The sequence below is a fragment of the Microcystis flos-aquae FACHB-1344 genome (assembly GCF_014698375.1).
Lineage (GTDB): Bacteria > Cyanobacteriota > Cyanobacteriia > Cyanobacteriales > Microcystaceae > Microcystis > Microcystis aeruginosa.
Genome location: NZ_JACJSW010000171.1, coordinates 1 through 17,012 on the forward strand (window position 1 = coordinate 1; position 17,012 = coordinate 17,012).

Annotated in this window: 16 protein-coding genes and 4 pseudogenes; 13 read left to right on the forward strand and 7 right to left on the reverse strand. The window is 42.8% G+C overall.

The annotated features are described in order from the left end of the window. Positions 1–146 (reverse strand): annotated as a pseudogene (locus H6G48_RS16235) (IS701 family transposase); the annotation flags it as partial. A 910-nt stretch (positions 147–1,056) separates the two neighbouring features. Between H6G48_RS16235 and H6G48_RS16240 the strand changes: the two are divergent. The 3 genes from H6G48_RS16240 to H6G48_RS16250 are packed head-to-tail and all read left to right on the forward strand — an operon-like array spanning position 1,057 to position 3,373. Further along, a complete protein-coding gene (locus tag H6G48_RS16240) occupies positions 1,057–1,623 on the forward strand; it encodes a glyoxalase-like domain protein (RefSeq protein ID WP_147072223.1) in 567 nt (188 codons plus the stop codon). Between the two features lie 48 nt (positions 1,624–1,671). Next, on the forward strand, positions 1,672–2,013 hold the full coding sequence (locus H6G48_RS16245; protein ID WP_147072225.1) for a hypothetical protein: 342 nt from the start codon (positions 1,672–1,674) through the stop codon (positions 2,011–2,013). A gap of 28 nt (positions 2,014–2,041) precedes the next feature. Then, a complete protein-coding gene (locus tag H6G48_RS16250) occupies positions 2,042–3,373 on the forward strand; it encodes a flotillin family protein (protein WP_190722507.1) in 1,332 nt (443 codons plus the stop codon). A gap of 53 nt (positions 3,374–3,426) precedes the next feature. On the opposite strand, the pseudogene H6G48_RS26415 reads toward H6G48_RS16250, so the two are convergent. Next, positions 3,427–3,678, reverse strand: a pseudogene (locus H6G48_RS26415) (DUF29 domain-containing protein); the annotation flags it as partial. Positions 3,679–3,723: 45 nt separating this feature from the next. Further along, positions 3,724–3,924, reverse strand: a pseudogene (locus H6G48_RS26420) (DUF2887 domain-containing protein); the annotation flags it as partial. Positions 3,925–3,999: 75 nt separating this feature from the next. Between H6G48_RS26420 and lipB the strand changes: the two are divergent. Together lipB and H6G48_RS16265 are read left to right on the forward strand one after the other, a co-directional pair. Next, a complete protein-coding gene (lipB, locus tag H6G48_RS16260) occupies positions 4,000–4,668 on the forward strand; it encodes a lipoyl(octanoyl) transferase LipB (RefSeq protein WP_190722509.1) in 669 nt (222 codons plus the stop codon). Position 4,669: 1 nt separating this feature from the next. Beyond that, complete coding sequence (locus H6G48_RS16265) at positions 4,670–5,932, forward strand: pentapeptide repeat-containing protein (RefSeq protein WP_190722510.1); 1,263 nt, start codon at positions 4,670–4,672, stop codon at positions 5,930–5,932. 141 nt (positions 5,933–6,073) lie between these two features. Here H6G48_RS16265 and H6G48_RS16270 read toward each other — a convergent pair whose 3' ends face one another. Further along, entirely contained in the window at positions 6,074–7,594 is a 1,521-nt protein-coding gene (locus H6G48_RS16270) for an ammonium transporter (protein ID WP_190722511.1), read from the reverse strand. Positions 7,595–7,753: 159 nt separating this feature from the next. Here H6G48_RS16270 and H6G48_RS16275 point away from each other — a divergent pair, with 159 nt between their 5' ends. Further along, complete coding sequence (locus tag H6G48_RS16275) at positions 7,754–7,912, forward strand: hypothetical protein (protein WP_170915445.1); 159 nt, start codon at positions 7,754–7,756, stop codon at positions 7,910–7,912. Positions 7,913–8,235: 323 nt separating this feature from the next. Further along, a complete protein-coding gene (locus tag H6G48_RS16280; protein ID WP_079208923.1) occupies positions 8,236–8,466 on the forward strand; it encodes a hypothetical protein in 231 nt (76 codons plus the stop codon). On the opposite strand, the gene H6G48_RS16285 is transcribed toward H6G48_RS16280, so the two are convergent. Beyond that, positions 8,455–9,651, reverse strand: a complete 1,197-nt coding sequence (locus H6G48_RS16285; RefSeq protein ID WP_190722512.1) for a homocysteine biosynthesis protein — start codon at positions 9,649–9,651, stop codon at positions 8,455–8,457. The two genes, H6G48_RS16280 and H6G48_RS16285, sit on opposite strands and share 12 nt — an antisense overlap. A gap of 202 nt (positions 9,652–9,853) precedes the next feature. Between H6G48_RS16285 and H6G48_RS16290 the strand changes: the two genes are divergently transcribed. Both H6G48_RS16290 and H6G48_RS16295 read left to right on the forward strand, forming a co-directional pair. Then, entirely contained in the window at positions 9,854–10,780 is a 927-nt protein-coding gene (locus tag H6G48_RS16290) for a class I SAM-dependent methyltransferase (RefSeq protein ID WP_190358462.1), read from the forward strand. Positions 10,781–10,794: 14 nt separating this feature from the next. Further along, positions 10,795–11,448 carry a HupE/UreJ family protein gene (locus tag H6G48_RS16295; RefSeq protein WP_190722513.1) on the forward strand — a complete coding sequence of 218 codons (654 nt, stop codon included), beginning with the start codon at positions 10,795–10,797 and terminating at the stop codon, positions 11,446–11,448. Positions 11,449–11,801: 353 nt separating this feature from the next. Here H6G48_RS16295 and H6G48_RS16300 read toward each other — a convergent pair whose 3' ends face one another. After that, positions 11,802–12,806, reverse strand: coding sequence for a helix-turn-helix domain-containing protein (locus tag H6G48_RS16300; protein WP_190722514.1), 1,005 nt, complete (start codon positions 12,804–12,806; stop codon positions 11,802–11,804). A 202-nt stretch (positions 12,807–13,008) separates the two neighbouring features. Between H6G48_RS16300 and H6G48_RS16305 the strand changes: the two genes are divergently transcribed. The 3 genes from H6G48_RS16305 to H6G48_RS16315 all read left to right on the forward strand — a co-directional run bounded on the left by H6G48_RS16305 (position 13,009) and on the right by H6G48_RS16315 (position 14,421). Continuing rightward, positions 13,009–13,404, forward strand: a complete 396-nt coding sequence (locus H6G48_RS16305) for a hypothetical protein (protein ID WP_190722515.1) — start codon at positions 13,009–13,011, stop codon at positions 13,402–13,404. 183 nt (positions 13,405–13,587) lie between these two features. Next, positions 13,588–13,728: a hypothetical protein gene (locus H6G48_RS16310; protein WP_190722516.1), complete on the forward strand. Its 141-nt coding sequence runs from the start codon at positions 13,588–13,590 to the stop codon at positions 13,726–13,728. A 78-nt stretch (positions 13,729–13,806) separates the two neighbouring features. Then, positions 13,807–14,421 carry a Uma2 family endonuclease gene (locus H6G48_RS16315; protein ID WP_190722517.1) on the forward strand — a complete coding sequence of 205 codons (615 nt, stop codon included), beginning with the start codon at positions 13,807–13,809 and terminating at the stop codon, positions 14,419–14,421. A 668-nt stretch (positions 14,422–15,089) separates the two neighbouring features. Here the strand turns inward: H6G48_RS16315 and H6G48_RS16320 are convergent. Next, a pseudogene (locus H6G48_RS16320) lies at positions 15,090–15,365 on the reverse strand (transposase family protein); the annotation flags it as partial. Between the two features lie 56 nt (positions 15,366–15,421). On the opposite strand from H6G48_RS16320, the gene tnpC reads away from it, so the two are divergent. Further along, positions 15,422–16,885 carry an IS66 family transposase gene (gene tnpC / locus H6G48_RS16325; protein WP_190722518.1) on the forward strand — a complete coding sequence of 488 codons (1,464 nt, stop codon included), beginning with the start codon at positions 15,422–15,424 and terminating at the stop codon, positions 16,883–16,885. Positions 16,886–17,012 lie beyond the last annotated feature (127 nt).

Here is a 17,012-nt window from a genome sequence, read left to right on the forward strand (position 1 = left end):
AGGTTTTTCCTCTCACTTTCCCCTAATAATCCTCCTAAATATTGTCTGAAGCCGTTTTTTTGCGCTTCGTTTTTGAAGCAATTGTCAAACCGCCGACACCATCGGTCAAAGCAGGGAGGCATCGCGGCTGGGGTTGTCTCTTTCATCGCCGATTTTTCAACGTAAAGTGCTTACTCTTTAACGATTATACTCGATTTGATCTTTATTTGGCGTTTAAGTCCCAATAACAGTGGCTCACTTTTCTAGGGATGGCTCTATTTCCAATATACGCTTTCATCGGAAATTTTGGGTCTGAAACCCCGCCGTTCTAGGTTGGCTTGACGTTAGAATTAAAAGGCCAGTCTCGAAAACCAAGTGGACGGCGCAGCACCTTGAAAACTCGGCTTAGGGGGTTCCGACCAGAAAAGCTTGGCCGGGTAAAAAGTCGCGCGCAACAAGTACAAGAAGCTATAGGCGGTCAACGTACCGTGGGACACACGGAATCGGGCTTCTGAAATGGGGCGAAAGTCTGTGGACTCTGTGTAAGACAGTACATGGTTTTTTAACTGTGGTATGCGACGGTGGTGGAAGCAGAAACTTAAATCGTGAGGTTTAGGAATCGCCGCACTTTTAGGGCGGCGAGGATGTCAACATCTCATCATTTATTCATCCCAGAGGGAAAATTTGAGGCAAATTGTACTGTATTTAGGGTTGGCTGAATAATGGTAAAACCCTTTTAAAATAAGGCTTTTGACCTGTTAAAATCCGATGTTCATGCTGCGAAAATCCGATTGGGACTCTCAAAAACCTTGCATTATCCCTCTCGTAGTACATAAATTGGTACAAAAAAAGAGGGCAACAAAGCCTGAAACGACCAGCTACTGACTCCTGACTCCTGACTCCTGACTCCTAACCCCACCAACAAACTTTTTGCCGCAAACCCTATTTAAACTGGGTAGGGAGCATTTTAATACAAATGTACAGAACTCGGTAACTCCCCACCCTGTTCACTTAAGTTTCAGCGCCATGATTATAATTAGGGAATGATAGAAATTCTTAGGCAATAGGATCACATCAGTGTTGATAAATCATCTTTTCTTCGGCGCTTTCCTACCCCTTGATACTCTCCTGTCCACCCAGGGGATTATGGTTATGCTTCTGGCCGCTTATGCTTTAGCCATGTGGATGTTTCTGACTAGCGCCCCAAAAGTTCATACAATCATGGTGACAGATTTGGAGACAGCCCGACAATTTTATGAAGGACTTTTAAATTTACCCACGGCCGATGTCCCCCTCCATTACTATTACAATTATGAGCAGACGATGGGCAATAATATAATTGACCCATTTTATATGTCTAGTAATCCGGCTGTGACTACTGCCAACCCTTCTTTGGGAGATCAACCCCAGGGTTTATGGTATCAGTTAAAGAAAAATACCCAACTGCACATCGTTGCTGGAGCAACCGCGGGTTATAAGGATCGTCATCGTCACGTTTGTTTTGATCACGATTGTTTAGAACAAATTCTGATGCGGGTGGAATCACGACGCTTAAAGTATAAAGTTCGTCGCAATAAACCTTTAAATTTTTTGGTCAAAGATAATGCTGATCGCGTGATTGAAATGGCCGAAGTCTCAAATTAGTTAACAGTAATTAGATTGGGGGCAACTATAACGGTAAATAACTAAACTATGAATGCTCAACTGCTCACAATCGTTTTAATTTCTTTAGGGGTAGGTATTGGTTTGGCCATTCTACTCCTGATTTTAGTCAAGTTGAGACGCTGCCACCAACAGGTAAATAGTATTGTCGATCATCACTCTCTCATCGGTTTAATCGGAGTTGTTCAAATCCCCTTCGATAAAAATAGCAAGGGGAAAGTGCGAGTTAATGTCGGGGATAGTCTGATCGATATAGTAGCGATAACGGAAGGGGAAGAACAATTTAATGTCGGGGATCAAGCATTTATCCTCAATTTCCAGGATAATAAAGTTTTAGTCATTGCGGAAAAGTATATCAGAGGCGATTTGTAATTTCTTCTAGACCAAAGGGTAACTAACTATGAATAGTCAAAATAATTCCTATCTCATCCAAATCAATCCCAATCAATACGACAACAATAACAACAGTGCTGGTAATTTATTGTTGAATAGTGTTCCCATTGCTTTATTGATATTTCTGGGGATTGGTGCGATTTGGTTTATCAATGCTTTTTTGTGTATTTGCAAACCCAATGAAGTAGTCATCCTGAGTGGGATGAAACGCAAATCAAAAGATAGACAAGATGTAGGTTATCGAGTGATATCGGGGGGTCGGGCGATTCGTATTCCAATTTTAGAAACCGTTAAACGCATGGATGTCACCACAACCCCGATCAGAATTGAGATTAAAAATGCCTATTCTAAGGGCAATATTCCACTGAATATAGTGGCAATTGCTAACGTGAAAGTTAGTTCTAAACCTGAAATAGTCGGCAATGCGATCGAACGTTTTTTAGATCGAGATCGACAAGAAATTATTCGCGTAGCTAAAGAAACTTTAGAAGGAAACTTGCGGGGTGTAGTCGCAACAATGACCCCCGAACAAGTGAACGAAGATCGCCTAAAATTTGCCGAAAGTATTACCAGTAACGTCAGTCAAGACCTGTTTAAACTCGGTTTAGAAATTGATACTCTCAAAATTCAAAATGTTGCCGATGACGTGGATTATCTTAACTCCCTCGGACGGGAAAGAATCGCTTTAGTCATGCGTGATGCTGAAATTGCCGAATCAAATGCACTCAATGAAGCTGAACAAATAGTTGCGGAATGTGAGGAACAGGCAACCGTAGCTAAAACCCGCGATCAAATTATCATTTTAGAGCAAGAAAACGAATTGAGAAAGTTAAAGGCAAAACTGGAACAACAGGCAAAATCGGAAGAAGAAATAACTATCGCCGCCGCTAAGGAAAAACGTGCTATAGTTGAGGAAAAATTGCAACAGGTCAGAGCAGAATTAGAAAGATTACGTCTCCAAGCAGATCAAGTTTTACCCGCAGAAGCGCAGCAGGAAGCCGAAACTTTCCGCGCTAGAGGACAAGCGGCAATTTTTGAAGAAAATGCTAAAGCTGAAGCCTTGGTTAACGAATTATTCGCGGAAGTCTGGCAAAATACCGGCAGCGAAGCAGAGGCAATTTTCTTGATTCAACAGTTAGAAACTATCCTAGAAGAAGCGATCAAAATTCCTAAACGCTTACACCTCGAGCGAGTTAATATTGTTGATAATGGTGATGGGAAATCCCTCGCTACCCTGATTAAAGTCTATCCCGAAATCGTCAATCAATTCCTCGCCAGTGTCCATCAAACCCTCGGTATTGATGTGGTCGGAACTCTCACCAATAAAATTGAAAAATAGCAGTCAGAAAACATACTAGCCTGATTTTATTGAGTACGGAAGTTATCGATTTATTCCTGCCAATAAATTGTCTTATATTCTGCTTCCTTGCTCCAGTATTGCAGGAATAATAAATGGCGGATAACCTGTTCTAAAAGACTGGCTACAGCATTTTTCTTTTCTTTGCCCAAATCCTCTAATTCCTCGATTAAATGTTCTAAGTCTAGCTGTTGAAATTGATGATTTCTGATTAGGCTAATGGTTTCTCCTAGCCATTGAGAGTCATCAATCTCATAGAGTTGTTTTAATGCGTGAACACCTAGCATAATTGATTGTCTCCATCTTAGAGCAGTGCCATGGTGAGTAAATTTGTAGATAATAATCTTCTCGATTAACTCGATAACATTTCTTTGATTGTTAGGGTCAACAACCTGTTGGTGGGTTTGCTCAATCAAGGATTGAACTTGTTTTGGTGCTTTTTTGGCGCCGATGAGGATAAACTGGAGGATACTGATCCCAAGAGATGATAGATGGGATAACTTTAGATTAGTGCTTATTATTCTCCCCAACATCTCTTCTTCCCTTCTTTTAATTTTCCTTGGTGATCTTCCACATTTCTTAAATAATTTGAACAATCACATCTCTCGATGAATGCTCAAAAAATGCCTCGTCTCTGTGGGCTAAAAATTCAGGCAATTACTCCCTATTCTCTCGCTTGGTCGCACCAGCGATCGCTGGTGGAGGCGAGAATTGCTAATCCTGACTTACCCGATGTGCTGCTGCTGCTGGAACATCCCCCCGTTTACACCCTCGGTAGCGGCTCAGATATTAAGTTTATTAAATTTAATCTTGACAAAACCGACAAAGAAGTGTACAGAATCGAGCGAGGAGGCGAAGTCACCTATCACTGTCCGGGGCAGTTAGTGGGCTATCCGATCCTCAATTTGCGCTATTATCGGCAGGATTTACACTGGTATTTGCGACAATTGGAAGAAGTCATCCTGCAAACTATCGCTATTTATGGATTGTCGGGGGAAAGAATCGCGGGCCTGACGGGGGTATGGGTAGAAGGGTATAAAATAGCGGCGATCGGTATTAAAGTTAGTCATTGGATTACCTATCATGGTTTTGCCATCAATGTTTGTCCAGATTTAAGCGGTTTTGCCGAGATTATTCCCTGTGGGATTGCTAATAAACCCGTGGGCAGTTTACGGCAGTTTCTGCCTAATATTAGTCTTATGCAAGTACAGCAAGATTTATCGAGAGTTTTCGCCTCAGTTTTCGGTGTGGAATTATTTTCTCTTGACAAGGATTAAAATGAGCGATCGCAAAGACCCAGAAAAACTCGCCGCGGAAAATAGGGACGATAACCCCGAAAATAACGGTAAAACCAGTTTATCGCCCCCCGATGCTTCTGAATACGTCTCCTCTTTATCTTCGCGTAATCCCGTGCGTCAGCGCATCCTACTATTAAAAGATCTTCGACCGGGTAATGCGGGGTTACTACTGGCCCCCCTGATGGTGATGACCATCGGCCTGGTCTTTAGCTGGGACTGGTTAGGCTTTTCTGGGGCGATAGTAGCGATATTAATATCTTTACAGGTGATTTTGCCCTCTATTCGCCAGTGGATCGCCCATTATCTCACCCCCTCTGAACGTCAGACGGTTTTTGCCTTTATAGTTTTTATAGCCGCTCTGGCCGGATTAGGGAAATATTTAGGAGTTTACGAGCGCATATTGCGATGGTTAGAGAGTTTTAAATACGATGAGTTTGGTTCCTGGGCCGAGTGGGTGGGGGCCTTGGGGCAGATTATGATCGCCGTGTTAGCCGTCTATGTGGCCTGGGAACAGTACGTTATTTCTAAGGATTTAACCATACAACAAAATCGCATTACCCAACAACAGACGATCGATTCCTATTTTCAGGGGATTTCCGATCTAGCCTTGGATGAGGAGGGATTTTTAGAAGATTGGCCCCAGGAAAGAGCGATCGCAGAAGGTCGCACCGCTTCCATCCTCAGCAGTGTCGATGCCTCTGGAAAAGCGAAAATACTGCGTTTTTTGAGTCAATCGCGGCTATTATCACCGATTAAACGCGATCGTTATCTAGGCAGACCGATTCTAGACGGGGAAGGGGGTTATGCGGAGGATCGAGAGTTCGGTACAAGAGTAGTACAATTGGGGGTAATGTTAGCGGGGTCCGACATTTCTGGGCAGGATTTGCGCTGGACGGATTTAAGCGAAGCGAATATGGTGCGGGCCGATTTAAGTTATAGCGATTTGGTGAAAGCAAATGTATCGCGGACAATTCTCTACGAAGCTAATTTAAGAGGGGCAGATATGAAAGGGATGCGTTTATTTTATGGTTCCCTAGAAAATGCTACCCCCCGCAGTCGTACCGTTCCCCCCAATTATGACACTGGAGAACACACGGGAGCAGTGGTAGAAAATGTCAATTTTACCGGGGTGAAAAACATGAGCGAGGAACAACGTCACTATTGTTGTCGTTGGTGTGGGGAAAAGTCGCGCGCAACCATTCCGGGGGGATGTGGTGATATTGCCAATCTTTTGGGCCGATAAGACACCTCTGGTCAAAATCAAAAATTGTCGTGGTTGGTTAGGAGTCAGTAGTCAGCTTCTGAAGGCAAGGGGCAACAGCGAAAACTCACATCTAACTGTCCCCTGAATTGGAGTCTCGACTAGGAAATTAATTTTGCCAGACTACTTATCCGCTCCCCGATCTTTGGGAGGAATACCGGTTCTTTTGGGAATAATAGCCGAGATCTTATGGGCAAGGTCGGATTTAAACAGAAAACCACTGTAAGCTTGTAAACCGTGTTCGCTCAGATCCAGTCCTCTCAATTCTGCTGCCGTCGATACCCTTAAACCGACGAAAAAATCGATCGCCTTCCATGCTGACCAACTGACAATTACAGTATAAAGACTAACTGCCGCACAGCCCAAAAGTTGCACGAATAGCTGTTTAATTGCCGGTAATCCTCCCCCCAACAGTAATCCCCTCACCGGTCCCTGGCTATAAAAATTAGCCTCGATACCGGCGGCAAATAAAGCTACCGCAAAAGTTCCCCACAAACCACAGACTAGATGTACCGATAGCGCCCCAACCGGATCGTCAATCTGGAGGCGATCGAAGAAATCGACGCTCAAAACCACTAAAATACCGCTGATCATGCCGATAATTGCCGCCCAACCGATCTGTACATAGGGACAGGCAGCGGTAATGGCCACCAAACCACCGAGAATGCCATTGATAATCACCGAGAGGTCGGGTTTACCGAAATAGCGCCAAGCGGTTAGGGTTGCGGCGATGCCGCCGGTGGCCGCCGCCATATTAGTGTTGAGGAGGATACGGGAAATAGCCTCGGGTTCCATCGCCAGGGTGGAACCGGGGTTAAAACCAAACCAACCTAACCAGAGGATAAAACAGCCGAGGGTAGAGAGGGTGAGATTGTGACCGGGTAGTGCCATGGAATTACTGCCTTGATATTTGCCCAGACGCGGCCCCAATAACACTGCCCCGACGAGAGAGGCCCAACCACCGACCGTGTGTACTACCGTAGAACCGGCAAAATCCCAAAAATTGAGCCGCGCTAACCAACCTCCTCCCCAAATCCAGTGACCGGTGATCGGGTAGATAAAAGCCACTAATAGCAGACTAAACAGGAAAAAAGCCAGAAATTTGATTCTTTCGGCCACTGCCCCCGAAACAATCGTGGCCGCAGTGCCGGCAAAGACTAATTGAAAGAAAAATTTAGCCTGTAGAGGTATGCCCGCCCAAGAAAGGGAGGGAAAGATGCCAAGATAGTTGAGACCAGTATTGGGGCTATTATCGGCTCCTAGCACAAAAAAACCGCTAAGACCGACAAAACCGTTACCTTGACTAAACATTAAGCCGAAACCAAAAGACCAAAAAGCGATCGTTGTCAAGGCAAAAACAATTAAGTTTTTGGTTAAGATATTAACGGTATTTTTCGAGCGGCAAAAACCAGACTCTAGCATGGCAAAGCCGGCATTCATAAAAAAGACAAGGCAAGCGGTGAAAATTACCCATAAAGTATCGATTTTCACCCTTAATTCTCGGTATAAAGCCTCGCTATTGTCGCTAGTTGCCGTCTGGGCCACGCTAATTTCTGCTATCACGAGAATTAACAGAATGGCTAAACAGGCGATCGTGGGTATAATTATGGGTGTATTAAGATGATAAGCTGTCTTTTTTGTCATTAAATTGGGAGGTGCTTGCCAAAAATTGATCGATTAGCTAATTAGATTACTCTATTACAGCCTTTCTCGTAAAGGTGAAGCACAGACCAATCGTCGATAATCAAGTATTTCAGATGCAAGAACCAACCTCATGTATCTGAGAAACGCTGTAATTTGCTCATGAAAATATTATCACCCACAACAACCCCCCCTTTTAATTTACTCGGTATCGGTCAACGCGGCGTGGGTAAAACCGTTTTTTTAGCGGGTGGTTACGCCCAATTTCGTGCTGATTCACCGACAAAATCCGCTCCCGATATTCAGAAACTATCGGGATGAGTTAAGCAAAAATCCGCAAGCTCTGGATTGTTTCTCCCCGCTTCCCGCTTCCCATTCTCCTAATAATACCTTTTCAACAGGATTTAGTATTACCCGCCCTTTTAGGGAAAGCGGAATTAAGGAAAGCACCCTCAAATTGTGACAAAAAGCCGGAGAAATTGCCGCCCAAGAACAAAAAGTAGAAATTCACAATCTGGCTAATTCTCTCCCCTAAGATTATCTGACGGTTAGCCCTCTCTGACTCTTATGATTAGAATATCTCCTCATCGGCAAGGGGAGTGTTATAATCAGTGGTATTCATTGCTAATAATTCCCGCAAACTTATGAATCAAAAAGTCTTTATTCTTGCCACTGCTTCCGCTAGTTTATTAGCCCTAGCAGTTACCACTAACTCCGTACAAGCTGCCCCAGAGTCCTTTCATCCTAGTTTCAACACCGAGAACTTAGGTGACATGATTATCGGCAAGACAACCGGCGAAGAAAATCCGATTTTACGTCATCTTAATTGTAGTTGTGCCACCTGCACGCAATCCTTTAACTCCTCACTCAATTGATAATTTTCCACCCCAACGATCCTGGGGTATAAAAGTCCGCTCTAGATTAATTTTTGCCACGGGTTCTGTGAGGGTAAATTCTCCCGATTCGATTAGTGCTTTTAATTCTAAAGCGGCTTCCCGGGACAGAGAAATACTGGCCAAAGGAGCCACCCTAACACTTTTTCCCTCGATCATAATCCGACCGCTTTTTAGTTTAGCGTAGGTGATTAAACCAAAGGTAGGACGGACTCGCCGGGGAATAGAAAAATCCACCACTGGAGCGACAATTTCCTCATCTTTTACCGCACAATGTCGAACGATTTCCTCGCTTAAAATTGGAATCGGTACTGCTACCCCTAACATTAAAGAAGCCCCATAATTTTTGAAATAACAACCCCGCACCCAGCGAGCATTCATTTGTTTAGCATCACCAATTAAGGCTAAGGTGGAAGCCGGTCCAATAGGAGTTCGATTTTGTAGGCGTTTTTGCAGGGGAAAATGTTGGGTTCCTTCCCAGGCAATATAACCGATTCCTCCTCCTAAAAAAAGGCGCGTACCGATGCCTATAGCCTCTAAATCGGGGTCATTTAACAGGGGAGAAATTGCCCCGGGGTTAGAATACACTGCATTACCTAATCGCGGCTGTAGTGGTCCCAAATAAGTATATAAAGTCCGCTCTCCCCCATTGACTCCGACGATAAAATTCTGGTAGAGATTGCGAGGATTAAAAAGATAAAATTGATTGATAGTCTCCTTAGAAATAATCGTTTCAAAAGAAGTGCGAGGATAACAATCGGTAGCCTGACCGACAGCGCGCAATTGAATCGATTTTCCAGCGATTAAATCCTCAATAATATGTCCGCCGCCCCTTTCGGGATTTTCTCCCTCTAAATTCTCATTTTTGGCCGCTAGATCACTAATAGCGCTGGCTCCTAAATATAAATCCACCGCCCCAAAACCAGCATAAGCAGGAATCCCATCTAACCAACATTGACGAATTTTTATCGGCGGATCCGTCTGACCTAAATTAATAATTGCCCCCGAAGATTCCATCGGTTCAAAAGTTCCCGTACAAACCACATCTACTTGGGAAAAAACCTCCTTAATTCCCATCTCGCTCACGCGGCTTTTTAATTCCTCTACTGTCCAGACTACAGCCGTTTTTTTAGCAATTTTGTCGTTGATTTCAGCGATTGTTCTCATAAGAAAAATTGGTCAGATGGGGGTTAGGGAGCTTGTTGCTGTTATCAGTAAACAGTTATCAGATTTGAGTTTTCAGTGAGTGGTATTAACTGAGCAGTATTAAATGGCCGTAACAGTGCTGTCTTTTCACTGATTACTGATTACTGATGACTGATCACTGTTATAAGATAAAAAAGGGAAAATTTACGATCGAAGCTTTTCTATGACAGTTACACCCGTTCCGGCCTCCTTTAATCCTGTTTCTGGTCTAGTTAACCGTATTCTCGGCATAAAACCGCTTTTTGACATCGCTCGCTATCAGGCCCGCAATATGATGATTAAAAGAGCCGAAAAACTAGGCGTACCTTGGCGGGAAACCGTCAAACAATGGCAACAACGGGATTGGAGTCAGGAACTGCAAGCGGTAGAAAATCCCGATCTCGTCTATCCCGAATACTACGTTTGTTCTTTCCACGCTTACGAAAAGGGCAATTTAGACTGGTTGCCAGCCTTTGAGGTAGAATCTGCCGCCTATGCTGTCCATTCTACCATCTGGCCCGGGGCGGGGATGGACGGCGATCCGCGATTGCGGCGGGAATATCACCGGATATTAAAAGAGCAAATCAAGGCAGAAATTAACGATATTGTCGATTTAGGCTGTAGTGTCGGCATGAGCAGCTTCGCACTGCAAGATACTTATCCTCAAGCCCGGGTAACTGGGTTAGATCTCTCTCCCTACTATTTAGCCGTTGCCCAATACCAAGCTCAACAAAAACAAAAGACGATTCAATGGCAACACGCGGCTGCGGAAAAAACTCAATTACCCAGTCAGTCCTACGATCTGGTATCGTCGTTTTTAATGTTCCACGAACTACCCCAACAGGCTACTAGAGAAATTTTCGCCGAAGCGCGTCGTTTATTGCGATCGGGGGGTTATTTGACGCTGATGGATATGAATCCGCGCTCGGAAATTTATCGAAAAATGCCCCCTTATGTCCTAACCTTACTCAAGAGTACCGAACCCTATCTCGATCAATATTTTACTCTCGATATCGAACAGGCATTAGTTGAAGCGGGGTTTCAAGCACCGATCATTACCCCCACCAGTCCCCGACACCGGGCGATTGTTGCGCGGGTTTCCGAATCATAATTTTGAGGTAATCAATGAAGATAATTTTTCGTCAAAGCTGGACAAAGATATTAACTATTGTCCCTCTCTTCCTGTTAATTTTTGCCAGCAAAACCCTTGCCCATCATGCCATGGGAGGGCAAACTCCTGATAATTTTTTGAACGGATTTTTATCGGGTTTAGCTCACCCGGTTATCGGTTTAGATCATTTAGCTTTTGTGGTGGCTAGTGGTTTAATTGCTGTGGGTATGGAACAGGGTTTATTAATTCCGATCGCTTTTGCGATTGCCACTTTAATCGGGACGGGGATTCATTTACAGGGAATAAGTTTACTTTTTCCTGAAGGAATTATTGCCCTTTCTGTGGTAATTTTTGGCGTGATTTTAACCCTGAAAAAAGGTTTACAAAATCATTCTAATCTCTATACGATCGCTCTGGCAACTTTGGCAATGATCGCGGGAATTTTCCACGGTTATGCCTACGGAGAATCAATTATCGGGGCGCGAGTTGCCGCTTTAGTTGCCTATTTAATTGGTTTTACCGTGATTCAATTAGCGATCGCATCTGGTGCTTTTTTCCTTGGCAGTGTCATTAAGGAAAAATTAGCCAAGCAAGCGACTCTAATTAGTAAGTTCATCGGATTGGCAATTATGGCGATCGGTACAACTTTTTTAGTGGGAATTAAGTAGGGTCTGCTGAAAAAGTTTGTTGGTGGGGGCAGGGTGTGGGGTGTGGGGGTGTGGGGTGTAGGGTTTTACCGATTTTGAGGTAGTCAGTTACCTAATTTTCAGGGAAAAAGTACCTGAATTTTACCCCCGATCCCTCCAATGGTCGGCACTTTTTGAGGTCAAAAAAGTCTAAAAGCCTCATCCAACAAGGTTTTTAGATTTATTCAGCAAGCCCTAAGTAAATTAATCTCGATGGGGCTAATTATTAATGGCTCTCTTGAGGTTATGAGATCGAAGAAAGGGCGTACAATATACGCCCCTACCAAACAAGTACGGGAAAGGCACTAATCCTAATTCCTATGCCTACTATTTTTTTAGGTTTCAGAGGGGAAGTAACCAAACAGTTTTTTATAATCAGAGGCCAGATATCCTCGGTGAAAAAAACCTAATTCTTCAGCAATTTCATAAACTAATTTTGTCTGATTATTTTGGTTAAGAGATTGATGTAAAGCATTAAGACGAAGCAATTTAAAATAATTGTAAGGAGACATTTGATAGAAGTCTTTAAATATATATTCTAAGGTGCGTTGACTTACTTTTAATTCTTGACAAATCGCTGGAATAGTCAGATCAGAACGCAGATTTTTTCTCATCATTTCTTCTGCTTTTTTGAGAATAGAGGTGCGTCTGATAGTGTTTTTAGGAGTTTTAATATCTTTGGTTACTGCTAAAGTCAAAAGAAAATCTTTGACAATTTCTTCTTTTAATTTTTGCTTGAAAAAATTTAATCTTAATGCTTTTCTTTGCCCAGATATTTGTTGACGATCTAAATTAAATAGCATTCGATAAAGTTGATGACAAGATTGTTGGAGATGACGAATTTTTTCCGATGGGCAAATCACAACAGAAGAAGCGGAAGAATTTAAAAACTTTTTCGCTTCTGGTAGCTCTAAATTTTGGCACAATTGTTGCAGATAATTATCATGAACGTAAAGCTGAAAACGATTGGAAAAGGGATGTTGAAAAATGGAAATTTCTGATTTAGGGGGGACAATCCCAAGATAGTTATTTTCTAATGAATACAAATTTTGGAAGAAGACAGAATTCACCTGAATAGGAATCGCAAAAACCCACATTTTAGAATGGACTACTCCCACAAGATTTATTAAACAATTACGTTGCGATAATTCTAACATCACTTCATCGATGATGATCCTTGAAAGATACCCTTCAAAATGATCACCACTGAGTTGTAAAGCATCTCCGTTGACAAATTCTCGATTCTGAAAATAGCGAGAAAAGTCACAAAAATATTCACTTTTAAAGGTTAATTCCTGAGAATCAATTAAAATGTCGGTTTTACTGTCAAAAATAAACATCTATATATAACTATTTGGTTATTGAGTAAAATCAAAATTTTTTTTGCCCATCAATTTAAAAACTTGCGTTTTTTGGATCATCTTAGCATAGAGGACTGAGTAGTATGAGTTACAGCAGAGTTGATTTGTTAATTTTGTCCATCAGTGTAACTCCAGTTAAATCTCTCACTTTTTTCCGTTATCAATTACCAAGGAGATTTCGATGGCTAAACAATATATGCCCCTTGAAGATTGCTCTGGGGCTGCGGTAGTGGGTGGAGAAATTCCTCAATTACGTCCCCCGGCATTTTCTGATAACTCAAAATATACCACATTTACCTATACCTATTATCCAGAGGGATTGGAAATTTCCGATAGCTATATCTCTTATCCAGGAGAATCAGAAATTTCCGAAGCCCTTGCCAGGGAAATCACTACGTTCGCCGTTCCCCCGACAAATTATGCAGAGGGATTGGAAATTTCCGATAGCTATATCTATTATCCAGGAGGATCGGAAATTTCCGAAGCTGTTGTTCCTAATATTAGCACTCGTCTCTTCTATGCGCTCAAAGCAATCATAGCATTTTTCATCAGAATGAGCCATGGGCAAGGGGCTTAAACCCTTTGTTGGCAAAACTTGTCGATACCTCAGTAACGTGAAAAGCGCTATAACTACACATCTAAGCCGCCGACATCGTCTTCATCATCAGGAGGGGCTGTAACATTCAGCGTTAATCAAGGAGACCCGATCATAAACTTACTAGGCGGCTCCGGTGGTAAAGAATTTTATGAGGGTGTAATATTGCCAAATGGAGATCTAAAAACTAACTGGCAACTGACTCCTTTTATGAACCTCGCCGTCGTTACCAATTATATTTTTGGTTTCGTCCTCATCGTTTTTGGCAGCAATAGTGCGATCGCAGATTGTGTAGAGAGTTTGTAGGGTGGGCAATGCCCACCTTACTTCAAGGTAAAATAGAGCTAAGGAAGTTAGTAGAGAGAGAATGCTATTTTGCCAGCTATGAGCCAAACTTTACCTAAAACTGTTAATTTCGAGGAATTCGTCCTTTGGCTGCCTGAAAATTCGGGAGTGCGTTATGAGCTACACAAGGGAAATATTATTGAAATGGCACAACCCGCAGGAGAAAACGAGGAAATCAAAGGATTTTTAACTGTTAAACTCAGTGGAATAATTGATAGACTAGGGCTTCCTTATTTAATTCCTAACCAAGCGATTGTCAGACCTGCTGGTAAAAATTCTGGTTATTTTCCCGATGTATTAGTGCTAAATCGAACCAAGCTCGCTCAGGAAAAATTATGGAAAAAAGAATCAATCCTTAGGGATGGTGCATCTATCCCTCTGATCATTGAAGTGGTATCGACTAACTGGCGTGATGATTACTACTTAAAATTTGCTGATTATGAAGAAATGGGTATTCCTGAATATTGGATTGTCGATTATGCAGCCTTGGGTGGGCGTAATTTTCTCGGCACTCCTAAACAACCGACAATCTCTGTTTGTTGCTTAGTTGAGGAAGAATATCAAATTCGGCAATTTCGAGACAGCGATCACCTAATTTCCCAGACTTTCACGGAATTAAATCTCACTGTCAATCAGATTTTCTTAAGTCTGTAGGGTGTGCATCGTCCACCTTACTCTTTTCGCTTTTTTCTTCAGTTTGAGGGGTTGATTTTGCCGCTTAAAATCCGCAATTATTGCCTTTATTTGCTCCATCTGCTTGGGTTTTAAGCCATTAAGCTCAATTTCTTTGATCGCTTTGGCTCATTGTCAGCTGTAGAACATTTAGATTGGTCATTTAGGCAAGGGAACAGGGAACAGGGAAAAGGGAGGCTCTCTCTCAACAAATTTGGGGGGCTATTTCCTTAAGTTGACAGCAATAGACCTCTTGCAAAAGTTTTTTATGGTATAATAGAGGGTTTATCTATAGCGTTTCCTAAGCTAGTGAGGTACACCTATTTTTCTTCCCTTTTGCCTCTTGCATGAGTGCCTTTTGCCTAAAACCCATAACTTTTGTACCTCAGCAGACTGAAAAACGCTATATTTCGTCTTTGAACTTCTAAATTTATGATCTTTCCACCATTATTTTTCCACAGATACGGTTAATCAACTCTCAATACATTATTCGCACGACAAAGATATCTAGCTTGTTATTCTCAGCTAAATTAAAAGAATATATAGCGTTTCTCACGCCTGTGTGGCACAGCTAAACCTTTGCTGATTAAGCTTTTCAACATCGATAATGTACCTCTTGCAAACAGGAAACGCTATAGTTAGTTTTTTACTTAGGCTTTTGAACCTAAATCGTTATGGTAAATTCCAGCGATTAAATGACTTCTTAATCCAAATTTATATCGGCGATTTCGATAGGGTTAAGAGAGAATTTTGAAGATTTTTAAACAGCGATTAACATTTTCTACAGCTACTCTTATTCTCCCTAATTCCCGATTATATTTCCTCTGCTCCTCAGAGTAATTCTTTCCCCTTGGTTTCCTAATAGGAATCTCACTTAGTTCATGAATTTTGACAATTCCTTGGTAGCCTTTATCTGCTAATAATTTTGTAAGGATTCAGGTCAGGGGATTGACAAAAACAGAAAAAAGTGTAGATTGAGAGGATGAAGCAAAAAGAACCGCAGCAGCTACTAGACAGGGAAAGCCTGAAAAAACTGACTCCAGAACGACTGGTGGAGATGGTGCTGAAATTACAGGAGTTAGTAGTCAAACAAGGCGAAACCATCGAGAAGCTGAAGGGTTATCTAGGCAAGGATAGCAAAACCTCATCGAAACCCCCCTCCACAGACTTGCTAAGAAAGCCAGAAAAAGCCAAAGAAGGCGAAAAGAAAGAGGGACGCAGCCCCGGAGGGCAAAAAGGGCATGAGGGAAAAACCCGCAAAGGATTTGGACGAATAGACCGCACTGAGAGTGTCAAAGCCGAAAAGTGCCCCCATTGTGGCAGTACCCATCTCGCCCCTGGTGAACGCCGAGAACGCACTTTGATAGTAGCCCAGTTAGTAGAAAGGCCAATAGAAATAGTGGAGTATAAGCAAGAATGTGCCTACTGTGCTGATTGTGGGGGGCCAGTTCTCGGGGTTTTGCCAGAAGACATAGTACCAGGTCAAGATTTGGGAGTAAGCTTACAAGCCATGTTGGGGTGGATGAGTCATTATGGGCATCTATCCTACGCCAAACAGCAAGAATGGCTCAGAGAAATTGGCAGAATCGAAGTAGGCATCGGGACATTACAAGCCACCACGCAACGTTTAGCTCCAGCGGTAGAACCCCTAGTCAGAGAACTACAAGAGTGGGTCAGAGAACAACCCCAAGTCCACGTCGATGAATCGCCGTGGTTAGTTAAGGGCATCAAAGAATGGTTGTGGAATATTAGTGGACAAGGCTTTTCTCTCTTCCATGCAGGGGACACGCGCTCGCGACAAGAATTAGAGCAGCTGCTGGGGAAAAGTTTCGCTGGGGTGTTAATCTCGGATGATTTCAGCACTTACAATGGCTATGGGGCGGCCGCCCAGCAGAAATGTCTAGCCCATTTACTGCGGCATTTTAAGCAGGTAGCAAAACTGAAAACTCCTCAGCAAAAGGAGTTAGCCCAAGTATTTTTGGCTTTAATCACGGAAGCCTTTAGACAACATAGGCAATATCGGGAAACGGGCGCTCGGTCTATCTATAACCATTGGGTCACAGATTTTCGACTGCGGTTAGAGCAAGCTTTAGCTGTGTGGCGACCCCAGGCGGGTTATGCTGCGGGTTTATTGCTGAAATCCTTGCTGGACAAGTCCCATCAGTGGTGGTATTTCCTCGATCATCCTCAAGTCTCTCCCGATCATAACCGAGCCGAGCGTTCTCTGCGTCTGGGAGTGACTAAGCGCAAGATAGCTGGTGGTTCTCGCTCCTTCAGTGGCTTTGTCGATACTGCCCGTTTATTGACCGTGATTCAGTCTTGTCGCGCCCAAGGCCGTTCGGTTTTAACTTTCTTGCGTCAGGCTTTGGCCTCTGTCGATCACCCCTTGAATACGGTTGTCTCTCTTATCCCCACTGCTGATTTTTCTCTCTTTGTCAACCCCTAGACCTGAATAGTTACATAATTTTATTGTTTTAGGTAATTTTACTTGACTTTTTGGGAATAATTTAAAATCGTGCATTCTTCCTTTTCCATGCCTTAAACACATTATCTTCTTCGTTTTTAAATCAATA